Source organism: Streptomyces sp. NPDC002328 (assembly GCF_042890065.1).
Lineage (GTDB): Bacteria > Actinomycetota > Actinomycetes > Streptomycetales > Streptomycetaceae > Streptomyces.
Genome location: NZ_JBIARQ010000005.1, coordinates 153392 through 176529, shown reverse-complemented (window position 1 = coordinate 176529; position 23138 = coordinate 153392). Strand labels below are relative to the sequence as shown.

Annotated in this window: 17 protein-coding genes; 9 read left to right on the top strand and 8 right to left on the bottom strand. The window is 74.0% G+C overall.

What is annotated here, in order from left to right:
• The first annotated feature begins 291 nt into the window (after nucleotides 1-291).
• A complete protein-coding gene (locus ACFYX4_RS15760) occupies nucleotides 292-2094 on the top strand; it encodes a serine/threonine-protein kinase (RefSeq protein WP_389332150.1) in 1803 nt (600 codons plus the stop codon).
• A 46-nt stretch (nucleotides 2095-2140) separates the two neighbouring features.
• Here the strand turns inward: ACFYX4_RS15760 and ACFYX4_RS15755 are convergent, their stop codons facing one another.
• The 4 genes from ACFYX4_RS15755 to ACFYX4_RS15740 form a co-directional block, all read right to left on the bottom strand.
• Complete coding sequence (locus ACFYX4_RS15755; protein WP_389332147.1) at nucleotides 2141-3106, bottom strand: DUF1152 domain-containing protein; 966 nt, start codon at nucleotides 3104-3106, stop codon at nucleotides 2141-2143.
• A gap of 222 nt (nucleotides 3107-3328) precedes the next feature.
• Nucleotides 3329-4693, bottom strand: a complete 1365-nt coding sequence (locus ACFYX4_RS15750; RefSeq protein ID WP_389332144.1) for an FAD-dependent oxidoreductase — start codon at nucleotides 4691-4693, stop codon at nucleotides 3329-3331.
• Between the two features lie 150 nt (nucleotides 4694-4843).
• Complete coding sequence (locus ACFYX4_RS15745; RefSeq protein WP_389332141.1) at nucleotides 4844-7564, bottom strand: SpoIIE family protein phosphatase; 2721 nt, start codon at nucleotides 7562-7564, stop codon at nucleotides 4844-4846.
• A 307-nt stretch (nucleotides 7565-7871) separates the two neighbouring features.
• The gene (locus tag ACFYX4_RS15740; RefSeq protein WP_389332138.1) at nucleotides 7872-10397 is read right to left on the bottom strand and encodes a SpoIIE family protein phosphatase; all 2526 of its coding nucleotides are present in this window, start codon (nucleotides 10395-10397) and stop codon (nucleotides 7872-7874) included.
• A gap of 161 nt (nucleotides 10398-10558) precedes the next feature.
• Here ACFYX4_RS15740 and ACFYX4_RS15735 point away from each other — a divergent pair, with 161 nt between their 5' ends.
• Entirely contained in the window at nucleotides 10559-11419 is an 861-nt protein-coding gene (locus ACFYX4_RS15735; protein WP_389332135.1) for a DUF72 domain-containing protein, read from the top strand.
• A 209-nt stretch (nucleotides 11420-11628) separates the two neighbouring features.
• Here ACFYX4_RS15735 and ACFYX4_RS15730 read toward each other — a convergent pair whose 3' ends face one another.
• The 3 genes from ACFYX4_RS15730 to ACFYX4_RS15720 all read right to left on the bottom strand — a co-directional run bounded on the left by ACFYX4_RS15730 (nucleotide 11629) and on the right by ACFYX4_RS15720 (nucleotide 13393).
• Nucleotides 11629-12333 carry a lipoprotein gene (locus ACFYX4_RS15730; RefSeq protein WP_389332132.1) on the bottom strand — a complete coding sequence of 235 codons (705 nt, stop codon included), beginning with the start codon at nucleotides 12331-12333 and terminating at the stop codon, nucleotides 11629-11631.
• A 50-nt stretch (nucleotides 12334-12383) separates the two neighbouring features.
• Nucleotides 12384-12710, bottom strand: a complete 327-nt coding sequence (locus ACFYX4_RS15725) for a deoxyxylulose-5-phosphate synthase (protein WP_389332129.1) — start codon at nucleotides 12708-12710, stop codon at nucleotides 12384-12386.
• Between the two features lie 62 nt (nucleotides 12711-12772).
• Nucleotides 12773-13393: a CGNR zinc finger domain-containing protein gene (locus ACFYX4_RS15720; RefSeq protein WP_389332126.1), complete on the bottom strand. Its 621-nt coding sequence runs from the start codon at nucleotides 13391-13393 to the stop codon at nucleotides 12773-12775.
• A 38-nt stretch (nucleotides 13394-13431) separates the two neighbouring features.
• Between ACFYX4_RS15720 and ACFYX4_RS15715 the strand changes: the two genes are divergently transcribed.
• From ACFYX4_RS15715 to ACFYX4_RS15685, 7 genes are all read left to right on the top strand, one after another.
• Complete coding sequence (locus ACFYX4_RS15715) at nucleotides 13432-14697, top strand: MFS transporter (protein ID WP_389332123.1); 1266 nt, start codon at nucleotides 13432-13434, stop codon at nucleotides 14695-14697.
• 146 nt (nucleotides 14698-14843) lie between these two features.
• Nucleotides 14844-15008, top strand: coding sequence for a 50S ribosomal protein L33 (gene rpmG / locus ACFYX4_RS15710; RefSeq protein ID WP_389332120.1), 165 nt, complete (start codon nucleotides 14844-14846; stop codon nucleotides 15006-15008).
• Between the two features lie 242 nt (nucleotides 15009-15250).
• Entirely contained in the window at nucleotides 15251-15790 is a 540-nt protein-coding gene (locus tag ACFYX4_RS15705) for an isochorismatase family cysteine hydrolase (RefSeq protein WP_389332117.1), read from the top strand.
• Nucleotides 15791-16114: 324 nt separating this feature from the next.
• A complete protein-coding gene (locus ACFYX4_RS15700) occupies nucleotides 16115-18346 on the top strand; it encodes a DUF1996 domain-containing protein (protein ID WP_389332114.1) in 2232 nt (743 codons plus the stop codon).
• Between the two features lie 103 nt (nucleotides 18347-18449).
• The gene (locus ACFYX4_RS15695; RefSeq protein WP_389332111.1) at nucleotides 18450-20207 is read left to right on the top strand and encodes a hypothetical protein; all 1758 of its coding nucleotides are present in this window, start codon (nucleotides 18450-18452) and stop codon (nucleotides 20205-20207) included.
• 112 nt (nucleotides 20208-20319) lie between these two features.
• The gene (locus tag ACFYX4_RS15690; RefSeq protein ID WP_389332108.1) at nucleotides 20320-21699 is read left to right on the top strand and encodes a diacylglycerol/lipid kinase family protein; all 1380 of its coding nucleotides are present in this window, start codon (nucleotides 20320-20322) and stop codon (nucleotides 21697-21699) included.
• Entirely contained in the window at nucleotides 21692-22264 is a 573-nt protein-coding gene (locus ACFYX4_RS15685; RefSeq protein WP_389332105.1) for a phosphatase PAP2 family protein, read from the top strand. Before ACFYX4_RS15690 ends, ACFYX4_RS15685 begins: the two co-directional genes overlap by 8 nt.
• A gap of 87 nt (nucleotides 22265-22351) precedes the next feature.
• On the opposite strand, the gene ACFYX4_RS15680 is transcribed toward ACFYX4_RS15685, so the two are convergent.
• The gene (locus ACFYX4_RS15680) at nucleotides 22352-22987 is read right to left on the bottom strand and encodes a class I SAM-dependent methyltransferase (protein ID WP_389332102.1); all 636 of its coding nucleotides are present in this window, start codon (nucleotides 22985-22987) and stop codon (nucleotides 22352-22354) included.
• Nucleotides 22988-23138: the final 151 nt, after the last annotated feature.

The following is a 23138-nucleotide window of genomic DNA, read 5'->3' as shown; positions in this document are numbered from 1 at the left end:
TCCCGGTGCCCGACCACGCGGATCGTCCAGGAACGCCCGGGACGGCGGGCTGACGGGACGTCAGGGTACATGAGAGCCAAGACCGCATGTCCTTCGTGGGAGGTGAGCAGACGGGAGAGGGAGGCACCCCGAGCCGGTTCCGGCCCGAGCGGGTTCCGGCGAAAGCCGGTCCGGCACTGCCCGCCGGAAGTGACCCCGTTCACAGCATGCCCGTGGGCCGACACACCCATTCGCGCCCTGCTCCCTCTGGCCGATGCTCCTGAGGCGCGCCGTACCTCTAAGCTCCCCCCCATGAGCGCAGGGGGTTCCGACAGACGCGTGATCGACGGCCGGTTCGAGCTGGTCGCGCGGCTCGGTGGTGGAGGCATGGGCGTGGTCTGGCGCGCCCGCGACCTGGCGTTGCACCGCGACGTCGCCGTGAAGGAGGTGCGTCCGCCGGATCCGGGACTGGCCGAATACGACCCTGAGGGCGCCCGCGTGCTCCGCGAGCGCGTGCTGCGGGAGGCCCGCGCGCTGGCGCGCGTCCACCACCCCAACGTGGTCACGATCCACCACATCGTCGACGGCGGACACGGCGGACACGGCGGACACGGCGGACACGGCGGAGACGGCGGAGAGGCCGGGGACGGCGGAGACGGCGCCTACCCGTGGCTCGTCATGGAGCTGGTGACGGGCGGCTCGCTCCAGGACCGCTTGGAACGCGGCACGTTGACCCCCGTCGAGGCCGCCCGCCTCGGCCGCGACGTGCTGTCCGCGCTGCGCGCCGCGCACGCCGTCGGCATCGAGCACCGTGACGTCAAGCCGGCCAACGTCCTGCTCCGCCCCGACGGCCGCCCCGTCCTCACCGACTTCGGGATCGCCGCCGTACGCGAGTTCACCGGGCTCACCGCCACCGGCGCCGTCATCGGCTCACCCGACTTCATGGCTCCCGAGCGGGTCAGCGGCAAGGAGGGCGGACCCGCCGCCGACCTGTGGTCGCTGGCGATGCTGCTCTACGTCGCCGTCGAGGGCCACCACCCGCTGCGCCGCGCGAACACCCTGGCCACGCTGGCCGCCGTGCTCGGCGAGGACGTGCCGGCCCCGCGCCACGCCGGCCCCCTGACCGACGTCCTCACGGCCCTCCTCGTCAGGGACCCCCGTCTCCGCCCCGACGCGGACCGGGTCGACCGCATGCTGACCGCTGCCGCTGCCGCGACGGAGCCCGCCCCGCCTCCCTCGACTCCGGCCCCCGCGCCGCCGTCCCCCGCCCCCGGCGCGACCTCCTACCCCCTCGCACCCCCGGCCCCCAACCCCTACGCGCCGCCCGCCGCCCCCTGGGCCGGACCGCCCGGTGCCGCCGCCGTCGTGGTCACCCAGGCCCCCCGCCCCGCCGGGCGTTCGCGCCGGGCCCGCGCGGTCGTGGGCGGCGCGGCCGTCGTCGGAGTGGTGCTCGCCGGGACGCTGGTGTACACGCTGCTGCCCGGCCTCGACGGGCGCGAGAGCGGGACCGGAGGGACGGACGCCTCCCGCAGCGCCGGGCCGACCGCTTCGGGCGCCGCGCGCGGCACCGGCGCGGCGGCCACCCCCAGCGCCGCGGCGGCCGACCCCGGAGGGACCGGGAGCGGGAACGACGACCAGGGCGAGGGCACGGGCACGGTCCGGCTCCTCACCGCCGACGGCCTGCGCACCACCGTCGCGAAGCTCACCGACGCCATGGGCGGCGGCAAGATCACCAGCCTCACCGTCTACGACGACTACGCCATCGCCAACGCGCCCGTGAAGGGCCGCCCGAAGCTCTACGACCGCTACCAGTACCGGGGCGGCGACGTGGCGGTGAAGGACGGGCCCGGCGGCACGGTCATGGACGGCGACATACCCGTCGACCTGGCCGCCTTCGACTGGGACGCCGTCGCCAAGCTGATCGCCGGGTCCGGCCGGACGCTGGGCGTGCCCAAGCCGACGATCCGCTACCTGGTCGTCGACCCGGGCTCCACGATCTTCGGCTCGGACCCGAGGCTGCGCGTCTACTTCTCGGACGACTACGGCGGCGCCTACCTGGAGGCCGACGTCCGCGGCGATGTCATCGAGACCCACCCGCGCGAGGACGGCGGCTAGCCGCCCACCTTGCCGCCCACCCCGCAGCCCACCGCGCCCCCGCGCCTCAGTGGGGGAACGCGCGCGGCTGCCGCAGGCGGGGCAACTCGTCGCGGAACTCCTCGATGCGGGTGCTGATCTGCCGCATGAGGACCGTGTCCTCGATGCGGTCGAGGTAGAGGTTGCGCTGGGCCAGGGCGGGCGCGTCCACGCAGAAGTACATCGCCATCAGCGGGTTCACGAACAGCTCGCTGTCCCGCGTCCGCTCCGTGAACCGTACGTCGCCGAACTCGCCGCGCACGGCGGCGGCGATGGAGCCGTTGACGATGCTCGGGTGGTCCGGCGTGCACGCGCGCGCGTGAGCCACCGCGTCGACGTACAGGGCGCCCTCTCGGCTGTCGCGCGGCACGGAGAACGCGCCGAGGTAGCCGCCGTCGCGGTCCAGTGCGGCGAGGTTCTCCAGCACCAGCGCGTGGTTGACGCCGTGGTAGGCGTCCACGCCGAAGCCGAGGCACGCCACCAGCCGGTGCGCGACCTCGTCGAGGCCGTGCACGGCGGCCAGGCTGGCCATGTCCTCCTCGGGCGTGCCCAGTCCGTGTTCGTCGCCGCGCATGAGGATGTCCGTCCCGCCGTCGACGAGGACGACGGCGTCCACTCCGCCCAGGTGGTCCAACAGCGCGCGGTAGGCGGTCCGCAGCGGGGTCACGCCGGTGCGGCCGAACGCGTACACCGTCGGGGGCAGCCCGTGCCGCTCCAGCCAGCGGGCCAGGGTGCGTTCGGGGAAGTAGTCGCCCCGGGCGGCGGTGTCCGGGCGGACGACGGCGACCTCCGGCTCCAGCCATACGTCGGAGTCCAGGCCGTACAGGTCGGAGAAGGACAGGTTGGCCAGGTGGACGTCCTTGCCGGCCGACCGCAGGGCCAGCGCGAGGGGCAGGCCGGCGTAGACGTCGAAGCCGCCGCCCGCGCCGGCGACGAGTATCCGCCGCGCGTCGCGCAGCCGGGTGAACAGGGGAGGCTCATGGAGGGAGAACACGCCGGGACGCTAACAGGCGTCGATCACGCGGCCCACCGAATTGCCCGCCGCCGCACGGTGGTTGGGGGCGCGGGGACGAACGGGAGGACGGACGGGAGGACGAACAGGAGGACGAACGGGAAAGGGCCCGGCGGCTACTGTGCCTCCGGACCCTTCAACTCCCTGGATACTCAAGCCCCTTGGACCGCGCTCACGGCCCCGCTCAAGCCCCTCGAACCACGCTCACGCGCCGCTCTCCCGCAGCATGTCCTCGCGCTCGACGATCTTCACGCGCTCGCGGCCCTGCGGCTCGCCCAGCGCCTTCTCGGCGGCGTCCAGCTTGTACCAGCCCTCCCAGGTGGTGAAGCGGACGTTCCGCTCGGTGAGGAACGCGTCCACGGCCTCCGGGGCGGGCGAGGACGGCGTCTGGAGGCGTCCGCCCGCGAAGTCGGCCAGCAGGTTCGACACCGTCTCGTTGGCGTCGCCCTTGGTGTGGCCGATCAGGCCGACCGGGCCGCGCCGGATCCAGCCGGTGACGTACACCGACTGGAGGTGCGCGCCGCTCTCCTCGATGACGCGGCCGCCCTCGTCCGGGACCGTGCCCGAGTCGATGTCCCAGGGCAGCTTCGGCAGCTTCTCGGACAGGTAGCCGACCGCGCGGTAGATCGCGGTGACGTCCCAGTCCTTGAACTCGCCGGTGCCCTTGACGTTGCCGGTGCCGTCCAGGGCGGTGCGCTCGGTGCGCAGGCCGACGACCTTGCCGTCCTCGCCGAGGATCTCCGAGGGCGACTCGAAGAAGTGCAGGAACAGCTTGTGCGGACGCTCGCCGATGTCGCGGATCGCCCAGTTCTCCAGCGTCTTGGCGACCATGTCGGCCTGCTTGTTGCCGCGCCGGGTCTGGATCGAGCCCTCGTCGTAGTCGATGTCCTCGGGGTCGACGATGACCTCGATGGTGGGGGAGTGGTCCAGCTCCCGCAGCTCCATCGGGGAGAACTTCGCCTGCGCCGGGCCACGGCGGCCGAAGACGTGGATCTCCAACGCCTTGTTGGCCTTCAGGCCCTCATAGACGTTCGCCGGGATCTCCGTGGGCAGCAGCTCGTCCGCCGTCTTGGCCAGGACGCGGGCCACGTCGAGGGCGACGTTGCCGACGCCGAGGACGGCGACCTTCTCCGCCTCCAGCGGCCAGGTGCGCGGCACGTCCGGGTGGCCGTCGTACCAGGAGACGAAGTCCGCCGCACCGTAGGAGCCGTCCAGCTCGACGCCCGGGATGGACAGCTCGCGGTCCGCCATCGCGCCCGTGGAGAAGACGACCGCGTCGTAGAAGGCCCGCAGGTCGTCCAGGTTGATGTCGGAGGGGTAGTCGACGTTGCCGAAGAGACGGATCTGCGGCTTGTCGAGGACCTGGTGCAGGGCGGTGATGATGCCCTTGATCCGGGGGTGGTCCGGGGCCACGCCGTAACGGATCAGTCCGAACGGGGCCGGCATCCGCTCGAAGAGGTCGATGGACACACCGGGGTCGGCGGCCACATCGGACTTGAGCAGCGCGTCGGCGGCGTAGATCCCGGCGGGGCCGGCTCCGACGATGGCTACCCGCAGGGGGCGGGGCATGATCAGGTTCCCTTCGAGCGGCGACAGATCGACTCGGGGGAAGCCTAAACTAAGGCAAACCTTACCCGGTACGGGGGTCCGGTCTATGGACTCATAAACATCATTTATGAGCCATTACGCCATCCGTCACGCCGTCCGTCACGGCATCCACTACGGCATCGAGTCCCCTGCTGCCGGCCGGGGCAGCGGCTGCTCCGCCCAGATCACCTTGCCCTCGGCGGTGTAGCGGGTGCCCCAGCGGTCGGTGAGCTGGGCGACCAGGAACAGGCCGCGGCCCCCCTCGTCCGTCATCGCCGCGTACCGCAGATGCGGCGAGGTGTTGCTGCTGTCGGAGACCTCGCAGATCAGCGTGCGGTCCCGCAGCAGACGCACCCCGACCGGACCGCTGCCGTAGCGGATCGCGTTGGTGACCAGCTCGCTCAGGATCAGCTCCGTCGTGAACGACAGCTCCTCCAGCTCCCACCGCGCCAGCTGCCGGGCCACCGCCGCCCGCACCTCGCCGACCGCCGCCGCCTCGATCGGGACCTCCCACTCGGCGACGCGGTCCGCGCCGAGCGCCCGGGTACGGGCGACGATCAGCGCGATGTCGTCGTTCGGGCGGGCCGGCAGCAGCGACTCCAGGACCGCCTGGCAGGTCTCCTCCGGGGAGCCGTCCGCCCGCCCGAGGGCGCTGCGCAGCCGCTCCAGGCCCGTGTCGATGTCCTGCTTGCGGTCCTCGACCAGCCCGTCCGTGTACAGCACGAGCCGGCTGCCCTCCGCCAGCTCCAGCTCCGCCGTCTCGAACGGCAGCCCGCCGAGCCCGAGCGGCAGCCCGGCCGGGACGTCCGGGTACTCCACCCGCCCGTCCGGGTGCACCAGCGCGGGCGGCGGATGCCCCGCGCGGGCCACGATGCACCGCCTGGACACCGGGTCGTAGATGGCGTACAGGCAGGTCGCGCCCGTGACCGGCGCGGCGCCGCCGTCCGTCGTCTCGTCCTGGTCGATCCGGGCGACCAGCTCGTCCAGCAGCCCGAGCAGCTCCTCCGGCGCCAGGTCCAGCGCGGAGAAGTTGTGCACGGCGGTGCGCAGCCGGCCCATGGTCGCCGCCGCGTGCAGCCCGTGCCCGACGACGTCCCCGACGACGAGCGCGACCCGTGCGCCGGACAGCGGCAGCACGTCGAACCAGTCGCCGCCGACGCCCGCCTGCGCCGGCAGATAGCGGTACGCGATGTCCAGCGCGCCCTGCTCGGGCAGGCTGCGCGGCAGCAGACTGCGCTGGAGGGTGACGGCCATGCCGTGCTCGCGGGTGAACCGGCGCGCGTTGTCGATGGAGACCGCCGCGCGCGCCACCAGCTCCTCCGCGAGGACGACCTCCTCCGGGTCGAACGGGGCGGGCCGCTCCGAACGCCAGAAGCTGACCACGCCCAGCACCAGGGAGCCCGCCCGCACCGGCACCGTGATCAGCGAGTGGATGCCGAACTCCACGACCTGCTCGGTCCGTTCCAGGTCCTGCGCCCGCCAGCCCGGCGACTCCGCCAGCCGGGCCTCCAGGACGGGCCGCCCGGAGTCGAGGGTCCGCGCCTGCGGAGCGCTGTCGACGAACCGGATCCGCTCGCCCACCGCGTACAGCGGAGCGCCCTTGCGGACCGCGCTCATCGCCGAGCGCCGCAGCGTGGCCCGCGCGTCCGGCTCCTCGCCCTCAAGGACGGCGTCGAAGAGGTCCACGGTCGCGAAGTCCGCGAACCGGGGCACGGCCAGCTCCGTCAGCTCCTCCGCCGTCCGGTTCACGTCCAGGCTCGTCCCGACGGTCACCCCGGCCGCGTACAGCAGGTCCAGGCGCTCGCGGGTCGCCTCCGCCCGGCCCGACAGGGCGCGCAGCTCGGTGGAGTCGCGCAGGGTGGCGACGCTGCCGGCCGGGCCGCCGGCGACGTCGGTGGGCCGCTGGTTGATCGCCAGCAGGCGGTCACCGACCAGGCGCACCTCGTCGGTGACGGGCTGCCCGGAGGCGAGCAGCGCCGCCGTTTCGGCGTCCAGACCGAGGGAGAGCACGTCGCGGCGCTCGGCGTCGGGGGGCAGGTTCAGCAGCCGGTGCGCCTCGTCGTTGGCGAGCAGCAGCTCGCCGTCCCCGCCGACGATGATCACCCCTTCGCGTACGGCGTGCAGCACCGCGTCGTGGTGCTCGTACATGCGGGTCATCTCGCGCGGGCCGAGGCCGTGGGTCTGCCGCAGCAAGCGGCGGCTGACCAGGGCGGTGCCGCCCGTGGCCAGGGCGAGGGCGACGCCGGCGGCGGTCAGCACCAGCGGGAGCTGCCGGTCGGCGTTCCCGCCGACACGGGCGGTGGTGATGCCGGCCGACACCAGGCCCACGACGGTGCCGTCCGCGTCCTTCACGGGCACCACCGCCTGCACGAGCCGGCCGATCGTCCCGTCGATCTCCTCGACGACCGTGCCGCCGTCCTGCGCCGGTTTCAGCGTCCCGACGAACTTCTTGCCGATGCGGTCCGGCTTGGGGTGCGTGTAGCGCGTGCCGTCGGTGTCCATGACGACGATGAAGTCGACCGCCGCCGCCTCGCGGGCCGCCTCGGCGCGCGGCTGGAGCAGGACCGTCGGGGCGGGACTGCGCAACGCCGCGACGATTCCCGGGGAGTTGGCGAAGGTCTCGGCGACGGCGAGGGAGCGGTTGCGGGCTTCCTGCGTCGTGTCGTGCCGCGCCTGGAGCACCAGGGCCACCACCGCGGCGACGACCACCAGCAGCACGACGACCACTTGCAGGACGAACACCTGCGCGGCGAGACTGCGCCGCCCGAGCGCAGTCTCGGGCGTACGCCGCCCCTGCGGGTCCCGGGGACGACGGGCCGGCCGGGCATCCGATCGCCCCAGGAGTCGGACCATGTGCCATTCCTACACTGCCCGGCCGTATGAGGCGAGAGGCGTTACGCAGGGTGATGGACCGCGGGGGCGGGGTGTCCGGAGTGTCTGGAGTGTCTGGAGTGTTCCGGCGTCCGGGGTGCCGGGAGTGTCCGGAGTGCCTTGGTCCGTCCGCTCCGTCCGCTCGGTCCGCTCGGTCCGCTCCGTCCGCTCGGTCCGCTCGGTCCGCTCCGTCCCCTCGGTCCGCTCCGTCCGCTCGCTCCGTCCGCTCGCTCCGTCCGCTCGCTCCGTCCGCTCGGTCCGTCCGTTCGGCCCGGGGCAGTCGGCTCCGTCACTTCTCCTCGTCCGGAGCGGGAGGCGGGAGGCGGGTGGCCAGGAGCAGGGCGATGTCGTCGGGGCGGTCGGGGGTCTGGCGGGCGGTCGCGGTGAGGCGGTCGGCGACGTCGGCCAGCGCGCGGCCCGGCGCGCCGGCGTCGGCCAGTGCCGTGCGCAGGGCGGCGACGCCGTCGTCGATGTCCTGCCCGGGACGTTCCACCAGCCCGTCCGTGTACAGCGCGAGGACCGCGCCCGGATCGAGACGCAGCTCCGTCACCGGGTAGTGGGCGCGCGGATCCACCCCGAGGACGACCCCGCCCCGCAGATCCACGACCTCCGTACGGCCGTCGGGGTGGCGCAGCAGCGGCAGCGGGTGCCCGGCGCGGACCGCCCGGGCCAGACCGGTGACCGGGTCCAGACGGATGTAGCAGCAGCTGGCGAAGTGACCGGGGTCGAGGTCGATGAGGAGCAGGTTGGTGCCGCCCATGACCTCCTCCGGCGGCCGGTCGCCCAGCGCGAACGCCCGCACAGCGCTGCGCAGTTGACCCATGGTCGCCGCCGCCTGCACCCCGTGCCCCTGCACGTCCCCGATGACCAGGGCGAGCCCGTCCCCCGCCTCGACGACGTCGTACCAGTCGCCGCCCACCTCCATGCCCTCCGTGCCGGCCAGATAGCGGCCCGCGGTCTCCACGCGCGCGTGCTGCGACAGCCGCCGGGGGAGCAGCGCCTGCTGGAGGCCGCGGGCGAGGGCGGCCTCGGTGTCGTAGCGCTGGGCCTTCTCCATCGCGTGCGCGATCAGTCCCGCCATGGCGGTCAGGACCGTGCGCTCCTCGGAGCTGAAGCTGCGCGGCCGGTCGAAGCCGAGGATGCACGAGCCGACCGGCCGGCCGGAGGCGATCAGCGGCAGGAAGGCGCGCGCGCCCACCGCCGCGTCCAGCGCGATGCCCGGATAGGCCTCGGACAGCTGCTCCATCGAGTCGAAGAACAGCGGCCGCCCGGTGGTCAGCGTCTCCACGCCGGGCAGCCGCGCGTCCAGTCCCACGCCCTCGAACGGCGCCAGGAACCCTTCCGGGAACCCGGCCTCCCAGGCCAGGTACAGATGCCGCTCCTGGAGCAGGTAGATCGCCAGCCGCCGCCCGCCGAACGCGGGCAGCAGCTCCTGCATGACCACCGCCGACACCTGCCGCGCGGTCACCGCCTCGGTCAGCGCGATGGCCAGCACGATCGGCCGGTACGGCGGTGACGTGGTGGCGGCGGCGTCCGGCGCGGGCGTCTCGGCCTCGGGGTCGGCCCGCGCCCCGTCCGCGGGCCGCTCCGGGTCGTGCGCGACACGGTTGGCCGGGACGGCGGTGCAGGTGAGCAGGTCCGGCCCGGGATAGACGGCCATGCTCAGCCAGTCGCCCTCGTACGGCCGCGGACCGGACTCGGCGTCGTCGCCCTCGGCGGGCGGGGGCCGTCGGATGTGGAAGTGCACCGGCTCCGGCGACAGCAGCGCGCCCCGCAGATGCTCCTCGCAGGCCGACCGGTTCAGCCAGGGCACGGCGTCCCACAGGGACCGGCCCACCATCCGGGCCCGCTCCCCGCCCAGCAGATGGGCGGCGCGGGCGTTGGCGTAGACGATCAGCCCGAGCCGGTCCAGGCAGAACACGCCCTCGGGCAGCAGATCGGCCGCTCCGTCGGCGAGTGCGCCGGGGCCGGGGTCGATCAGGACGCCCGTGACCGGGGTGGGCGCGTTCGAGCCGGACGCCCACAGCTCCAGCAGTCGCACGCTCCCGTCGGCGGTGCGGACCTGCACCGGCAGGGGCGGCGGTCTTCCCTGCGCGGCCTCCCGCAGCAGCCCCGGGAGCTGGTGGGCGTCCATCGGGTCCACGGCGCGGGACAGCTCGCGCAGGGTGTCCGGCGACCGGTCCGGCGGAAGACCCAGCAGGATGCGCGCGGGCTCGTCGGTGGTGACGGCGTCGCTCGCCGGGTCCCAAGCGAGGTGCCCGACCCGCCCCGGGGCCGGTCCGGCGGCCGGCGGACGGACGCACAGCGGCTCGTCGTCCCAGGTGACGGGACGCCCCTCGGCCCGCAGCCGCAGCAGGGACGCCCCCAGGGAGTCGGCCACCCGGGCGAGCCGCTCGCGCTGTGCCTGCACCTCCCCGCCGTCGGAGGCTGCCGGGCGCAGGACGGTCATCACCCCGAAGGCGTACCCCTCCGCCACGACCGGCACGTTGAGCGTCCCGAACTGGAACGGCAGCCCCGCCGCGAACTGCGGATACCGGCGCATGGCCTCGGTGGCGTTCGCCAGCACCACCGGCACCCCCAGCCGATGCGCGTCCGATACCGGGAACGGCCGCTCCACATGCACCCGCCACCAGGGGCGGAACAGCGGCCCGGGCAGCCCGGCGAGGACCGCCAGCCGCAGCATGTGCGTGCCGGAGCACAGGTACACGCCGGCGGCGTATCCCTCGGCGGCACGCAGGGCGTCCGCCGTGACCCCGGCCAGCAGAGCGGCCGGCGGCCCGGGCGGCTCCCGCTCGTCCCCGGCGCTCCCAGTCATCGCTACCTCGTCCCTGCGCCGCCCAGCGGGCGACACAGCAAGAATGCGCCATGTCGACGGCGGTGTGCATCCTGGTGCGCGGGGCGGAAAAGGGCGATCTGGGGCGTCCGTCAGCGGTACGCCGTCCGTCTGCGCGCCGCCGGCCGGGGTATCCGCGCGCCATGAGTGAGATCACCGAGGGCGGGATACTGATCGGCTCCTGCTCCTGGACGGACCGCGCGCTCGTCGGCAGCGGCTGGTACCCGGCCGGGCGGCGGGACGCGGAGGGGCGGTTACGGCACTACGCCGAGCGCTTCCCGATCGTCGAGGTCGACGCCACGTACTACGCCCTGCCCTCCGAACGCACCAGCCGCCTCTGGGCGGAGCGCACCCCCGAAGGGTTCGTGTTCGACGTGAAGGCCTTCTCCCTCCTGACCGGTCACCCCACCCGGTCCGCCGTACTGCCTCCTGGGCTGCCCGGCGACGTGCGCGACCCGAGGACGCTGGACGAGGTGTGGCGGCGGTTCGCGGACGGCATCCGGCCGCTGCGGGAGGCGGGACGGCTCGGCGCGGTCCTGTTCCAGTTCCCGCCCTGGCTGCGGCCCGGCGCGCGGGCGCGCGGGATCCTCGACCAGTGCGCCGCGCGCACCGCCGGCTGGCCGGTCAGCGTCGAGTTCCGGCACCCCGACTGGTGGCGCGGCGACCAGGAGGCCAGGACCGTGGAGCTGCTGCGCTCGTACGGGTTCGCCGCCGTCGCCGTCGACATGGAGCCGTCGCTGCCGTCGGCGATCCCACCGGTCACGCCCGTCACCTCCGCGCGGCTGGCGGTCGTGCGCTTCCACGGCCGCAGCCCCGCCTGGGGGACGGGGAGCAAGGAGGACCGCTTCCGGCACGAGTACACCGACGACGAACTGCGCGAGTGGCTGCCCAGGGTGCGGGCGCTGGCCGCACGGGCCGAGCGGGTGCACGCGCTGTTCAACAACTGCTGCGCGGACGCCGCCGTCCGAGCGGCGGCGCGGATGCGTGAACTGCTCGGACAGTGAAGGCCGGCGGGCCTGGCGGTCCCGGCGGGCCTGGTGGCCCCGGCGGGTCTGACGGCCTGGCGGGTCTGGCGGCCCCGGTGGGCCTGGTGGCCCCGGCGGGCCTGGCAGGGCCTAGTGGCCTGGCGGCCCCGGTGGCCCTGGTGGCCGCGGTGGCCCCGGCGGGCCGGCGTGCCGGGGGCCGGCGGTCCGATCCGGGGCCCGCCGACGTGTCAGCCGGTCGCCTTCAGCGTGCTCTTGGCGAGCTGGTACGCCGGCAGCATCGCCTCGTGCTCCCCGGTGTCGAGGCCGCCGAGGTGCAGGACCACCGGACCCTCGGGCGTGTTGACGGCGAGGGCCCGCTCCTTCTTCGACTCCTCCAGGATCTTGCTGGTGGTGATGTACTCCACCTCCGCGCCGCTCAGACCGCCCGCCTTGAACGCGCTGTACCGGGCCCCGCTCGGCGCGGTCCCGGCCTTGACGAACTGCTCCAGCACGGCGCGGGCGTCGGCGTCGCCCGGCTTGCCGGTCCAGACCCGGAGGTAGCCGATGTTCCCGGCGGGCTTGGCGTCGATCTCGCAGGCCATGGTGACGGGCCCCTGGTGCAGGAGCGCCTCGGCGAGTTCGTCCGTCAGCTCGTTGCCCGTGTCGCCCTTCCGGTCGGCGGCGGCGATGGCCTCCGCCTCCCAGGACTTCGCCGTGTCGAAGGTGACGGGAAGTTCACACGCGGACCCGGCCGCCCCGACGCTCCCCCCGCGCCCGACCGCGCCCTTCGCCGTCTCAGTGGCCGTGGCCGTAGCCGCGGCCTCGGACTCCGCGCCGGCGGACACCCCGGCCCCGGCCGAGCCCTTCCCTCCCTCTCCGCAACCCGTCGCCACACCCGTCAGCAAGACGGCCGTCGCCAGCCCTCGCCACCCGTTCCCCACCCCGATGCGCACCGCTGTGTCTCCTTTCGATACCGGCCGAGCACTGTATCCGAGAGCGGGAGTCACGGGTTGCCACGCAGCAGTGCGCGGGCGAAGGGCTCGCCGGTGCGACGGGCGTACGCCATGCGCTCCTTGACCTCGCGGAGGGTACGCGGCCGCCACCCCGGCCCGCCGCAGCAGCTCTTGTGGAACCGGATCCCCGCGTTGAGCAGCACGGACAGCACTCGCCAGGCATCCGTGTCCCGCCGCCGAGGCGCGGCGAACGCCGAGCCCGCGTGAATCATCGCCCGCGCACAGCGCGGACACCGCCGCTCACGCTCGCTGCCGTAGGGCTGTTTGTACGAGGCGCGGCACGGCAGACACACGTATGAGGTTTTTCCATGACCCATGGCGGCAGGGTAGGCGCGGGTGCGGGCGACCGCCGCGCCATTTTCTGTACGCGGCCCAGCGGTCACCTCTTGGACGCGGCCTGGGAGTCACCCGACGACCGTGCCGTGCGGCGGTGGGCCGCGACTCGTTCTCGGGTGGCGCAGCGGCGGGTGCAGTAGCGGCGTTCCGGGCCGCTGCCCTGGGTGATGAAGACGTGGCCGCAGGACGGGGAGGCGCAGATTCGGCCGGGCGGGCGCTGGCGGTCCCAGAGGAGGACCGTCAGGGCCAGGCAGGAGGAGGCGAGGAACCACTCGTCCCACGGCCCGTCGTCCGCGCGGTCGAGGTGCGGGTGCCAGGGGGTGCGGCCCGCGTGGGCGGTGAGGCGGAGCGTGCCGGTGTGCTCGCGGAGGAGCCCGTTGAGGGCTGCCGCCGCGGCGTCGACGTCCCCGGCGGCGAACACCTCGCGCAGCCGCGCGCCCGCCGCCCGCATCCCTTCGACGTCCTCGGCCGTGAGGTCGAGCGGCTCGGGCTCGCCGTGCGCGCGCAGGACGTCCGCGACCGACGCGACGGTGGTGGCGGCGGCGGTCGGGGTGTCTTCGAGGGCGTTGAGCAGGGCGGCGGTGCGGCGGGCGACCGCCAGGACGGAGTGGCGGGTGGACCAGTCGGGGTCGGTGGGTGGGAGCACGCGGGCAATGTAACGCATCTTGAGAAGGTTTGAGTTACCTGCGTAACGTCCTGGCGGTGAAGAAGCGTTACTTACTGCCCTGGTATCTGAGCGGGGCGCTCACCGCCCGCACGGGCGACGAGATGTCCGGACCGGCGCTGCTGCTCGCGGCCTACGCCCTCACCGGCTCCGCGGCGGAGGCGTCCGCGCTGCTCGCGGCGGCCACCGTGGCGGCCGCGGCGGGCGGGCCCGTCCTGGGCGCCCTCCTCGACCGGGCCGAGCGGCCGGGCCGCCTGCTGGCCGCGGCGCTCGCGGCGCACGCCGCGGGCCTGCTGGCCGTCCTGCTGGCGCTCGACCGCCTTCCGTTCCCCGTCACCCTCCTCATCGCCGTCCTCACCGGCCTGCCGGGCCCGGCCCTCTCCGCCGGCTGGACGGCCCGACTGCCCACGCCGACACCCCGGGCCGCCGCTCTCGACGCGATGACGTTCCACGCGGCGAGCCTGGCGGGCCCGGCCCTCGCGGCCCTCGCGGCACGTCTGCTGGGCGCGCCGGCGGCGGTGGCGGGGGCGGCGGCCCTGATGTGGGTGGCGGCGGGTGTCGCGCTGCGGTTGCCGGGGAGGGGAGGTGTCGCGACCGTCGCACGTGGTGGGGTTGGTGGTGCCGGTGGGCGGCGGGTCGGTGGTTCGCTGGGCGTTCGGCTCGTCGCCGGTACTCGGTACGTCCTCGCGCATCGGACCCTCGCCGCGGTCACCCTCGGGTCGGTCGTCTCCTGCGCCGGGCAGGGGGTGCTGACGGCTTGTGTCCCGTTGCTGGGTGAGCGTGTCCTCGGCTCCGCCGCCGCCGGGGCCCTGCTGCTCTCGCTGTCCGCCGCCTCCGCTCTCGTCGCCAACGCCGTCCACGCGCGCTGGGCGTCGGCCCTGGATCCCGTACGGGTGATGTGCGGCGGGGCGCTGTTGCAGGCGGGCGGGGCGCTTCTGGCGGCGCTCGCGATGGCGACGGTGACGGCGGCGGCGACGGTGACCGCGACTTCGGCAGTGACGGCCACGGCGGCCGGCGGGCGTCCGGCTGCCGCGGGCGTGGTCGCCCTCGTCGTCGCCGCCGCCGTCCTGAGCGGCGTCGGTGAAGGGCCGCAGCTCGCCGCCCTGTTCGCCGTACGTCATCGGGAGTCGCCTGAGCGGCTGCGCGGTCAGATCTTCGCCACCGGGGCCAGCGCGAAGATCACCGGGTTCGCGCTGGGCGCCGCAGCCGGCGGCCTGCTCGGCTCGTGGTCGCCGGCGGGCGCCCTGACGGTCGCCGCGGGGCTGCAACTCGTCGCGGCGCGGGTCACCTTGGGGCGCAGGTGAGGTGTGCGGGGCAGGGGTGGGGACGGGTGGGGTGGGGGTGGGGCGGGCTGTCGCGGCGGCGGGAATGCGGATGCCCTGGCCGCTGTTGTAGCCCGTGACTGGCATGCACCGCTCAATGCGGGCGACGCCGGTGAAAGGAGATCCCCATGGCACGCAGCACGACGCGTCCCGTCGTCACCCTGAAGTCGACGGCCGGAACCGGGGCCACCTACGTGACCCGCAAGAACCGGCTCAACGACGCCGACCGCCTGGTCCTGCGCAAGTACGACCCCGTGGCCGGGCGGCACGTCGCCTTCCGCGAGGAGCGATGACGAAGGCCCCGGCCCGCCGGGACTGAACCGACCGGAGGCACCCCTCAGTGCCGGGCACCCTTCAGCGCCCGGCACCTCTCACCGCCCGGCCCCGCTCGCCGGGCGGACCCGGCCCCGCCGTCCTACGGTGGTGGAGCGACCGGTTCCCCCGGGAATCCGGTCCGCTCCCGGCCGGCGCCGACTTCCCCCATGTCCACTCCGGCCGGGATCCCGCTCGCCCGATGAGGGGAACCCCTTCCGGCATGGGCAACACCGCACTGATCGTGATCGACATGATCAACACGTACGACCACAAGGACGTCGAGTCGCTCCTGCCGTCGGCGCGCCGGGTCGTCCCGGTCGCTGCGGGACTCCTCGAACGCGCCCGCCGCGCCGACGTCCCCGTCGTCTACGTCAACGACAACTTCGGTCAGTGGCGCTCCCATCACGGCGAACTCCTCACCACCGCCCTGTCCGGGCCGCACGCCGACCTCGTCGAGCCGCTGCGCCCCGACGACGACTCCCTCTTCGTCCTCAAGGCCCGCCACTCGATCTTCTTCGAGACGCCGCTGGGCTATCTGCTCCACCAGGAGGGCGTCGACCGGCTCGTGCTCTGCGGCCAGGTCACCGAACAATGCGTCCTGTACTCGGCCCTCGACGCCCACATCCGCCACCTGGACGTGACCGTGCCCCGGGACGCCGTCGCCCACATCCACGCCGACCTCGCGGACGCCGCCCTGCGGATGATGGAACGGAACATGGGGGCGCACGTCTGCGACAGCGACGAGCTGTGGGCCACCTGAGGACAGGTCGACTCGCAGGCCGAACCGCAGAGCGAACCGGAGGCTCAGCCCCTGGTCGAGCCCCACGCGAGCCGCAGATCAAGTCGTCTACCAAACCGCTGGTCAGCGCGCAAGACAGCGCTTTCTGCTAAGAGCTTCATGTGAATTTCTGAGTCTGTTGAACACTTCTGAGTCCAGCTGCGTATAGGGCCGGGGGGATTTCATGCCCTGACCGCCGACGAAGCTTTGGAGCACTCCGTGGGACACAACAGGCGCAGGCGCCCGACGGGCGGACGGCGCGCGACCTTTGCCGCGGTCGCGTTGATGTTGGGCGGTGGCGGGCTGATGGCCGCGAACGTCTACGCGTCCGCGACCGAGGACGACGCCGGTGGGCCCTGGACGTCGGGTTCCGTCACCATCGACTGCCCGGATGTCGGCAACCGGTTGACGAACGTGCCGGAGCAGGCCTCGGCGGAGGTCGACCGCGAACTCGCCGTACTGGACGAGCAGATCGCCGCCGCCTACCGCCAACTCCAGAACTCCGCGCAGTCCGTCCGCCAGGACGTCGGCTTCGCCGACAACGCGGTGATGAACCCGTTGAAGGAGAAGCGCGGCGCGACCATCGAGCGCATCGGCATCGCTCTCGACCGCGTCGGCGACCGCCCCGAGGGTCTCTCGGACCTCGCCGCCTGCTCACTGCGCACCGCCGACGACCGGGCCGGCGAGGGCGACCAGGGCGGCGACGGCCAGAACCAGGGTCAGGACCAGGGGGAGAACCAGGGTCAGGACCAGGGCGGCGATCAGGGTCAGGACCAGGGTCAGAATCAGGGCGGCGATCAGGGTCAGGGCCAAGGCCAGGACCAGGGCGACGGCCAGCAGAACGGCGACGGCCAGCAGGGCAACGGCGGGCAGCAGGGCAACGGCGGGCAGGCGGGCAACGGCCCCGTCGCCGCCGACTTCACCGACATCACCGCCGTCCAGGCCGGACAGCAGGCCGCCGACCCCGGTTCCGGCCCGTCCGGCGGCACCTTCGCCTCCAGCTGCGGCGTCAACGCGAACGGCCTGTTCAACTCGGACAACGTGATCGTGGCCCCGGGCGTCTCCAACGGCGCCCACCACTTCCACGACTACATCGGCAACCAGTCCAACGACGCCTTCGCCTCCGACGAGGACCTGGCGAACGCCGAGACGACCTGCGTGGACCAGGGCGACCGTTCCACCTACTACTGGCCCGTCCTGCGTCTTCAGAACGGCACCCAGGAGCAGGACGCCAACTCTCCCGGCGGCGGCATCGAGGGCAACGCCGGTGAGATCGTGACGCCCAAGGAAGTCACCCTCACCTTCGTCGGCAACCCGCAGTCCAAGGTCACGGCCATGCCGCGGCTGCTGCGCATCATCACCGGCGACGCCAAGGCGTTCGTCAACGGCACCGCCAACGCCAACTCGTCCTGGAGCTGCACCGGCTTCGAGGACCGGCAGCTGAAGGACAAGTACCCGCTCTGCCCGAACGGCAGCGACGTGGTGCGCACGTTCCGCTTCCAGAGCTGCTGGGACGGCGCCAACATCGACAGCGCCAACCACCGCACCCACGTGGCCTTCGCCGCCGCCGACGGCGGTTGCCCGTCCGGCTTCAAGGCCATCCCGCAGCTGGTGCAGCGCATCGTCTACGACGTCGACGCGCCCAGCCTCCAGGACGGCGGCCGGACCACCCCGCTCTTCGCGGTGGACTCCTTCCCCGAGCAGCTGCACAAGCCGGTCACCGACCACGGCGACTTCATCAACGTCTTCGACGAGGACCTGATGAACGAGATGGTCGACTGCATCAACGAGGGCCGCACCTGCGGCGCGGGCACCGGCGGCGACAACGGCGGCGGCGACAACGGCAACGACAACGGCGGCGACGACAACGCCGGCGGCAACGGCGGTAACGACGACAACAACGGCGGTAACGACGGCAACGCCGGCGGCGACACCGGCAACAACAACGGCGGAAACGGCAACGGCGGAAACGGCAACGCCGGCGGCGGCAACGACAACAACAACGGCGGCAACGACAACGCCGGCGGCAACGACAACGGCAACGCCGACAACGGAAACGCCGGTGACGACAACGCCGGCAACGACAACGGCGCCGACCAGGGCGGAGCCGACACCCAGCAGCCCCCCGCCCAGAACCCCCGCACCGACACGGCTGCGGGCGGCACCGGCGCCGCCGACATCCCCCGTACCGCCGAGCCCCGCTCCGCCACGCAGCCGACCGCGAAGTCGACCCAGGCGGCGCCCGCTCCCGCAGCCGGCACGCAGGGCGAGGTCGGCGCCCCCGCGACCGCTCCCGCCCAGTCCGCGCCCGCCGGCGTCGTCGGCGGCGCGGGCGACGCCGGGAACGCAGGCAACACGGGCAACACGGGCAACACGGGCAACGCGGGTGACGCCGGTGACACCCCGGTCCTGCCCGCGCCGCAGGCCCAGGGCGGACTGGCGGACACCGGTGCCAGCCTGTGGCCCGCGGCCGCCGGCGGACTTCTGGTGATCGGCGGCTTCGTCGTCCTGCGCAGGGCCGCGAGCCGCCGCAACTGAGGCCCCGCGGCACGGTATATGTCGCCCGGAGTGACCCCACCGGTCGCTCCGGGCGACACTGGCTTCCGGGAGGTCGGTGCGCGGCACGACCAGGGGAGCTGCCATGAACCACCCAGACCGCACAGACCGCACAGACCGCACAGACCACATCGACTACGTCGACGAGGACTACGCCACCGCCTACGACCTCGGCTCCTACGGCCGGCCCGTCACGACCTCGTCCCCCGAGGCCCAGCGCTGGTTCGACCGCGGCCTCGTCTGGTCGTACGGCTTCCACCACGAGGAGGCCGTCGCCTGCTTCGAGGCCGCCGCCCGCGCCGACCCCGACTGCGCCATGGCGTACTGGGGCGTCGCCTACGCGCTCGGCCCGAACTACAACAAGCCCTGGGAGTTCTTCGACGACCAGGACCTGCGTCGCACGGTCGCCCGCACCCACGCCGCCGTGGAACTCGCCCACGAGAAGGCCGCGGGCGCCGACCCCGTGGAACGGGCCCTCATCGGCGCGCTGCGCGCCCGCTACCCGCAGGACCGCCCGGCGGAGGACTGCGCGGTGTGGAACCCGCCCTACGCCGACGCCATGCGCGTCGTCCACGAGCTGGCCCCCGACGACCTCGACGTGGCCGCGCTCTACGCCGACGCCCTGATGAACCTGACGCCCTGGCAGCTGTGGGACCTGGGCACGGGCGAACCGGCCGAGGGCGCGCGCACGCTGGAGGCCAAGGCCGTCCTCGACCGGGCGCTGCGCGCCGAGGACGCGCTCGACCACCCCGGCCTGCTGCACTTCTACATCCACCTGATGGAGATGTCGCCGGCCCCCGAGGTCGCCCTGTCCGTCGCCGACCGGCTCCGCGAGCTCGTCCCCGACGCCGGGCACCTCCAGCACATGCCCTCGCACCTGGAGGTGCTGTGCGGGGACTACCGCGCGGTGGTCGCGGACAACGCGCGGGCGGTCGCCGCCGACGAGAAGTACCTCGCCCGGAGCGGCGCGATGAACTTCTACACCCTCTACCGGGCGCACAACCACCACTTCAGGATCTACGGCGCGATGTTCCTCGGCCGGTCCCAGGTCGCCCTGGACGCCGCCGCCCGACTGGAGGCGGCCCTTCCGGAGGAGCTGCTGCGGGTGGAGAGCCCGCCCATGGCGGACTGGCTGGAGGCCTTCCTCGCCATGCGGGTGCATGTGCTGATCCGCTTCGGCCGCTGGGACGACGTCCTCGACCTGCCGGAGCCCTCCGACCCGCGGCTGTACAGCATGACCACCGCCATGCGGCACTACGCGCGCGGAGTGGCGTTCTCCGCCACCGGCCGCATCGACGAGGCCGAGGCCGAACGCACGCTGTTCCGGGAGGCCGTCCCGCGGGTCCCGGAGACCCGCATGCTCTTCAACAACACCTGCGCCGACATCCTCGCCATCGCCGCCGCGATGCTCGACGGCGAGCTGGAGTACCGCAAGGGCCGCCACGACGCCGCGTTCGCCGCCCTGGAGCGGTCGATCGCCCTGGACGACGGCCTCCCCTACGACGAGCCGTGGGGCTGGATGCAGCCCACCCGGCACGCGTACGGCGCGCTGCTCCTGGAGCAGGGCCGGATCGCGGAGGCCGAGGCCGTCTACCGTGCCGACCTCGGCCTCGACGACTCCCTGCCGCGCCCCTCCCAGCACCCCGGCAACGTCTGGTCGCTGCACGGACTCCACGAGTGCCTGGTCCGGCTCGGCAAGCGGGAGGAGGCGCGGATCGTGGCCCAGCAGCTCAAGTTCGCGTCCGCCGTGGCCGACGTGCCCGTCGAGGCGTCCTGCTTCTGCCGTCTCGACACCGTCGGCGGGCCCGCCGCTGCACCCGGCTGCTGCGACATGGACAATTGATCGACAGCGCTGTCCGGGCCGGACGGCCGCGACAGAGGAATCAGGCCGAACAGCCGGAACGGGGGCCTCGGAGCATGGCGGGCGCAGGGTGTCGGAGCATGGCGGGCGCAGGGTGAACGAGACGCGTACGACGGGGAGAACGGCCGATGCCAGGCCGTCCACCGGGATCGGCCGCGCCCGCGGCTGGGCCCGGCTCGCGCTGCTGCTGGTCGCCGGCTGCGCCGCCGTCGTGGCGGCGGGCGCGGGATCCGGCGGCTGGCTGGTCCTCCTCATCGGGTTCGCCGGCCTGGCGGTCGCCGGGGCCGGCGTGTGGTGGGTGCTCGCGCGGCGCGGCGGGGCCCGGCTGCTGGGCGGCCTGCTGGCCGTGGCGGCGCCGGTGGCCGTGCTGGTGCTGTACGCCGCGTCGGGGCTGTGGGTGGTCGCGGTGGGCGCGCTCGCGCTGTGGGCGGCGGCCCTGGCCTCCGCGCGGACCTCGCTGCGCATCCTGCGCCGCCCGCGCGGCATGCACACCCGAAGGTCGCCGCGGCCCCGCCGCCCGGTGCTGATCATGAACGTGCGGTCGGGCGGCGGCAAGGTCGAGCGGTTCGGCCTCGTCGCACGGGCCGAGCAGCTCGGCGCCCGGGTGGTCCTGCTCGGCCAGGACACCTACGTCGACCCCGCCACGGTGGCCCGGCAGGCCGTGGCCGACGGCGCGGACCTGCTCGGCGTGGCGGGCGGCGACGGCACCCAGGCGCTCGTCGCCGCGGTGGCCGCCGAGCACGGCATCCCGTTCCTGGTCATCGCCGCCGGCACCCGCAACCACTTCGCCATGGACCTCGGGCTGGACCGCACCGACCCCGTGCGCAGCCTCGACGCCCTCACCGACGGGGTGGAACTCCGCGTCGACCTGGGCGAGGTGAGCGGGCGGGCGTTCGTCAACACCGTGTCCTTCGGGGCGTACGCGGAGATCGTGCAGAGCCCCGAGTACCGCGACTCCAAGGCCGCCACCGCCCTGGAGCACCTGCCCGAGCTGCTCGCGGGCGACGGCGGCGCCACCCTCGACGTCCGCGCCGACGACGCCCGTGTGCACGCCCCGCAGGCCCTCCTGGTCAGCAACAACGCCTACGCCCGCGCCGATCCGCTCGGCGGCGGCCGCCGTCCCCGGCTGGACGCCGGACTGCTCGGGGTGATCGGGGTGCGGGTGGACAGCGCGGCCCAGGCCGCCGAACTGGCCCTGCTCGGCGAGCGGGCCAGCGGCATCACCTCGCTCACCTCCCTGCGCGTGGTCGTCGAGGCCGACCGGGACACCATCCCGGTCGCCATCGACGGCGAGGCCGTCGAGCTGCCCACGCCGGTCGTGTGCAGCGTGCGGGCGGGCGTGCTCCGGGTGCGGGTGCCCCGGCACCGGCCCGGCGCCGCCTACGCGCCGCCGACGGTCGACTGGCGGCGTATCGTCCGCCTCGCGCTCGGCCATCCCGACCCCCGCACTCTCAAGGACTCCTACGATGTCTGACCGCCCGCAGAACTTCTCCGCCGTGCGTCTGGTCCGTGACCTGGCCACCCTGGACCAGGCCCTGTACGAGACGGTCACGGTGACCCGGACGCCCACGCTGGACACCGCGTTGCGCCGGCTGTCCGGGGCCGCAGACCACTCCAAGCTCTCCTTCGCCGTCGCCGCCGGCCTGGCTCTCGGCGGGGGCCGTCCGCGCCGTGCCGCCGCGCTGGGCGTCGCGGCGATCGGCGTGGCGTCGGCGACGGCCAACCTGCTCGGCAAGCGCCTCGTGCGCCGTCCGCGCCCGCACCGGGCCGTGGACTCGCCGTTCCCGGGGCGGCACGTGCCGATGCCGGACTCCGCGTCCTTCCCGTCCGGACATACGGCGTCGGCGGTCGCCTTCGCCGCCGCAGTCGGCCCGGCCTTCCCGGCCGCCGCGGTCCCCCTGGGCCTCCTCGCCTGCGCGGTCGGCTACTCCCGCGTCCACACCGGCGTCCACTACCCGGGCGACGTGGTGGCCGGCGCCCTCCTGGGCACCGGCTCAGCGGCCCTGGTCCTGGCAGCGGCATCCCACTTCACGGACTGAACTTCACGGACTGAACGGGGCCAGGGGGTGCGCGGTGCCTCGCCTCAAGGGTGCGCTGCCGCCCCCCTAGGGCCGCGCTGCCGCCCCCTAGCGGCGTTCGCAGTGCAGGAAGACGTGGGGCTCCGGGGACGACTCGGGGTGGGTCGGGGTGAACAGGGTGTTCTCCTCGGACAGCAGCGTCAGGCCTGCCTGCGTTGCCGTCTCGACGAAGGCCGGGGCGGGGAAGCTCGTCACCCGGACGGGGCGGCCCATGAAGACGGCGTCCACGCCCTCCACGTCCAGCGGCACCGTGGCCAGCACGAGGCTGCCGCCGGGCCGCAGGGCCCGCGCGAGGCGGCCGATCAGGGCGGCCTGCTCCGCGCGGGTCATCTGGAGCAGCGAGAAGTACACGCAGACCGCGTCGAACGAGCCATCCTCCAGAGGGAGTTCCCGTACGTCCGCGCAGCGGAAGGTCGCGGCGGGGACCTGCCGGGCGGCGAGGTCCACCATGACGGGGGAGACGTCGACGCCCAGGACGTCGTGCCCCGCACCCGCCAGGGTCTCCGCCGTCGGCCGACCCGTGCCGCTGCCGACGTCCAGCACCCGGCTGCCCGGCGCGAGCCGCCCCATCAGCCACTCCAGCGACCGCCGATGCGCCTCCGAGTGCGCGAACGCCTTCTCGTACGCCGATCCCAGCGCGTCGAACACCGCCGCCGCGCCTCGCGCGTCGTTCCCACCGGTCAACTCGGACCTCCCCGTCGCATGAGCGGATGCCGCGCATCCTCGCACTCCCACCGCGCTTCGGCCAGGCCGCAGGCTATACGGAGAGTGACACTGCTCACGGCGTCGTGGGGCCGCTACCGCCCTTGACCCATCAATTCAGGCCTTTGTCGGG

What these genes read in the sequence shown, in the direction of transcription:
- ACFYX4_RS15720 (WP_389332126.1), bottom strand. Translation starts at nt 13,393, where the DNA reads ATGCGTTACATTGCCCGCGTGCTCCCACCCACCGACCCCGACTGGTCC.
- ACFYX4_RS15685 (WP_389332105.1), top strand. Translation starts at nt 21,692, where the DNA reads ATGTCTGACCGCCCGCAGAACTTCTCCGCCGTGCGTCTGGTCCGTGAC.
- ACFYX4_RS15695 (WP_389332111.1), top strand. Translation starts at nt 18,450, where the DNA reads ATGAACCACCCAGACCGCACAGACCGCACAGACCGCACAGACCACATC.
- rpmG (WP_389332120.1), top strand. Translation starts at nt 14,844, where the DNA reads ATGGCACGCAGCACGACGCGTCCCGTCGTCACCCTGAAGTCGACGGCC.
- ACFYX4_RS15700 (WP_389332114.1), top strand. Translation starts at nt 16,115, where the DNA reads ATGGCCGCGAACGTCTACGCGTCCGCGACCGAGGACGACGCCGGTGGG.
- ACFYX4_RS15750 (WP_389332144.1), bottom strand. Translation starts at nt 4,693, where the DNA reads ATGCCCCGCCCCCTGCGGGTAGCCATCGTCGGAGCCGGCCCCGCCGGG.
- ACFYX4_RS15735 (WP_389332135.1), top strand. Translation starts at nt 10,559, where the DNA reads ATGAGTGAGATCACCGAGGGCGGGATACTGATCGGCTCCTGCTCCTGG.
- ACFYX4_RS15740 (WP_389332138.1), bottom strand. Translation starts at nt 10,397, where the DNA reads ATGACTGGGAGCGCCGGGGACGAGCGGGAGCCGCCCGGGCCGCCGGCC.
- ACFYX4_RS15745 (WP_389332141.1), bottom strand. Translation starts at nt 7,564, where the DNA reads ATGGTCCGACTCCTGGGGCGATCGGATGCCCGGCCGGCCCGTCGTCCC.
- ACFYX4_RS15725 (WP_389332129.1), bottom strand. Translation starts at nt 12,710, where the DNA reads ATGGGTCATGGAAAAACCTCATACGTGTGTCTGCCGTGCCGCGCCTCG.
- ACFYX4_RS15705 (WP_389332117.1), top strand. Translation starts at nt 15,251, where the DNA reads ATGGGCAACACCGCACTGATCGTGATCGACATGATCAACACGTACGAC.
- ACFYX4_RS15760 (WP_389332150.1), top strand. Translation starts at nt 292, where the DNA reads ATGAGCGCAGGGGGTTCCGACAGACGCGTGATCGACGGCCGGTTCGAG.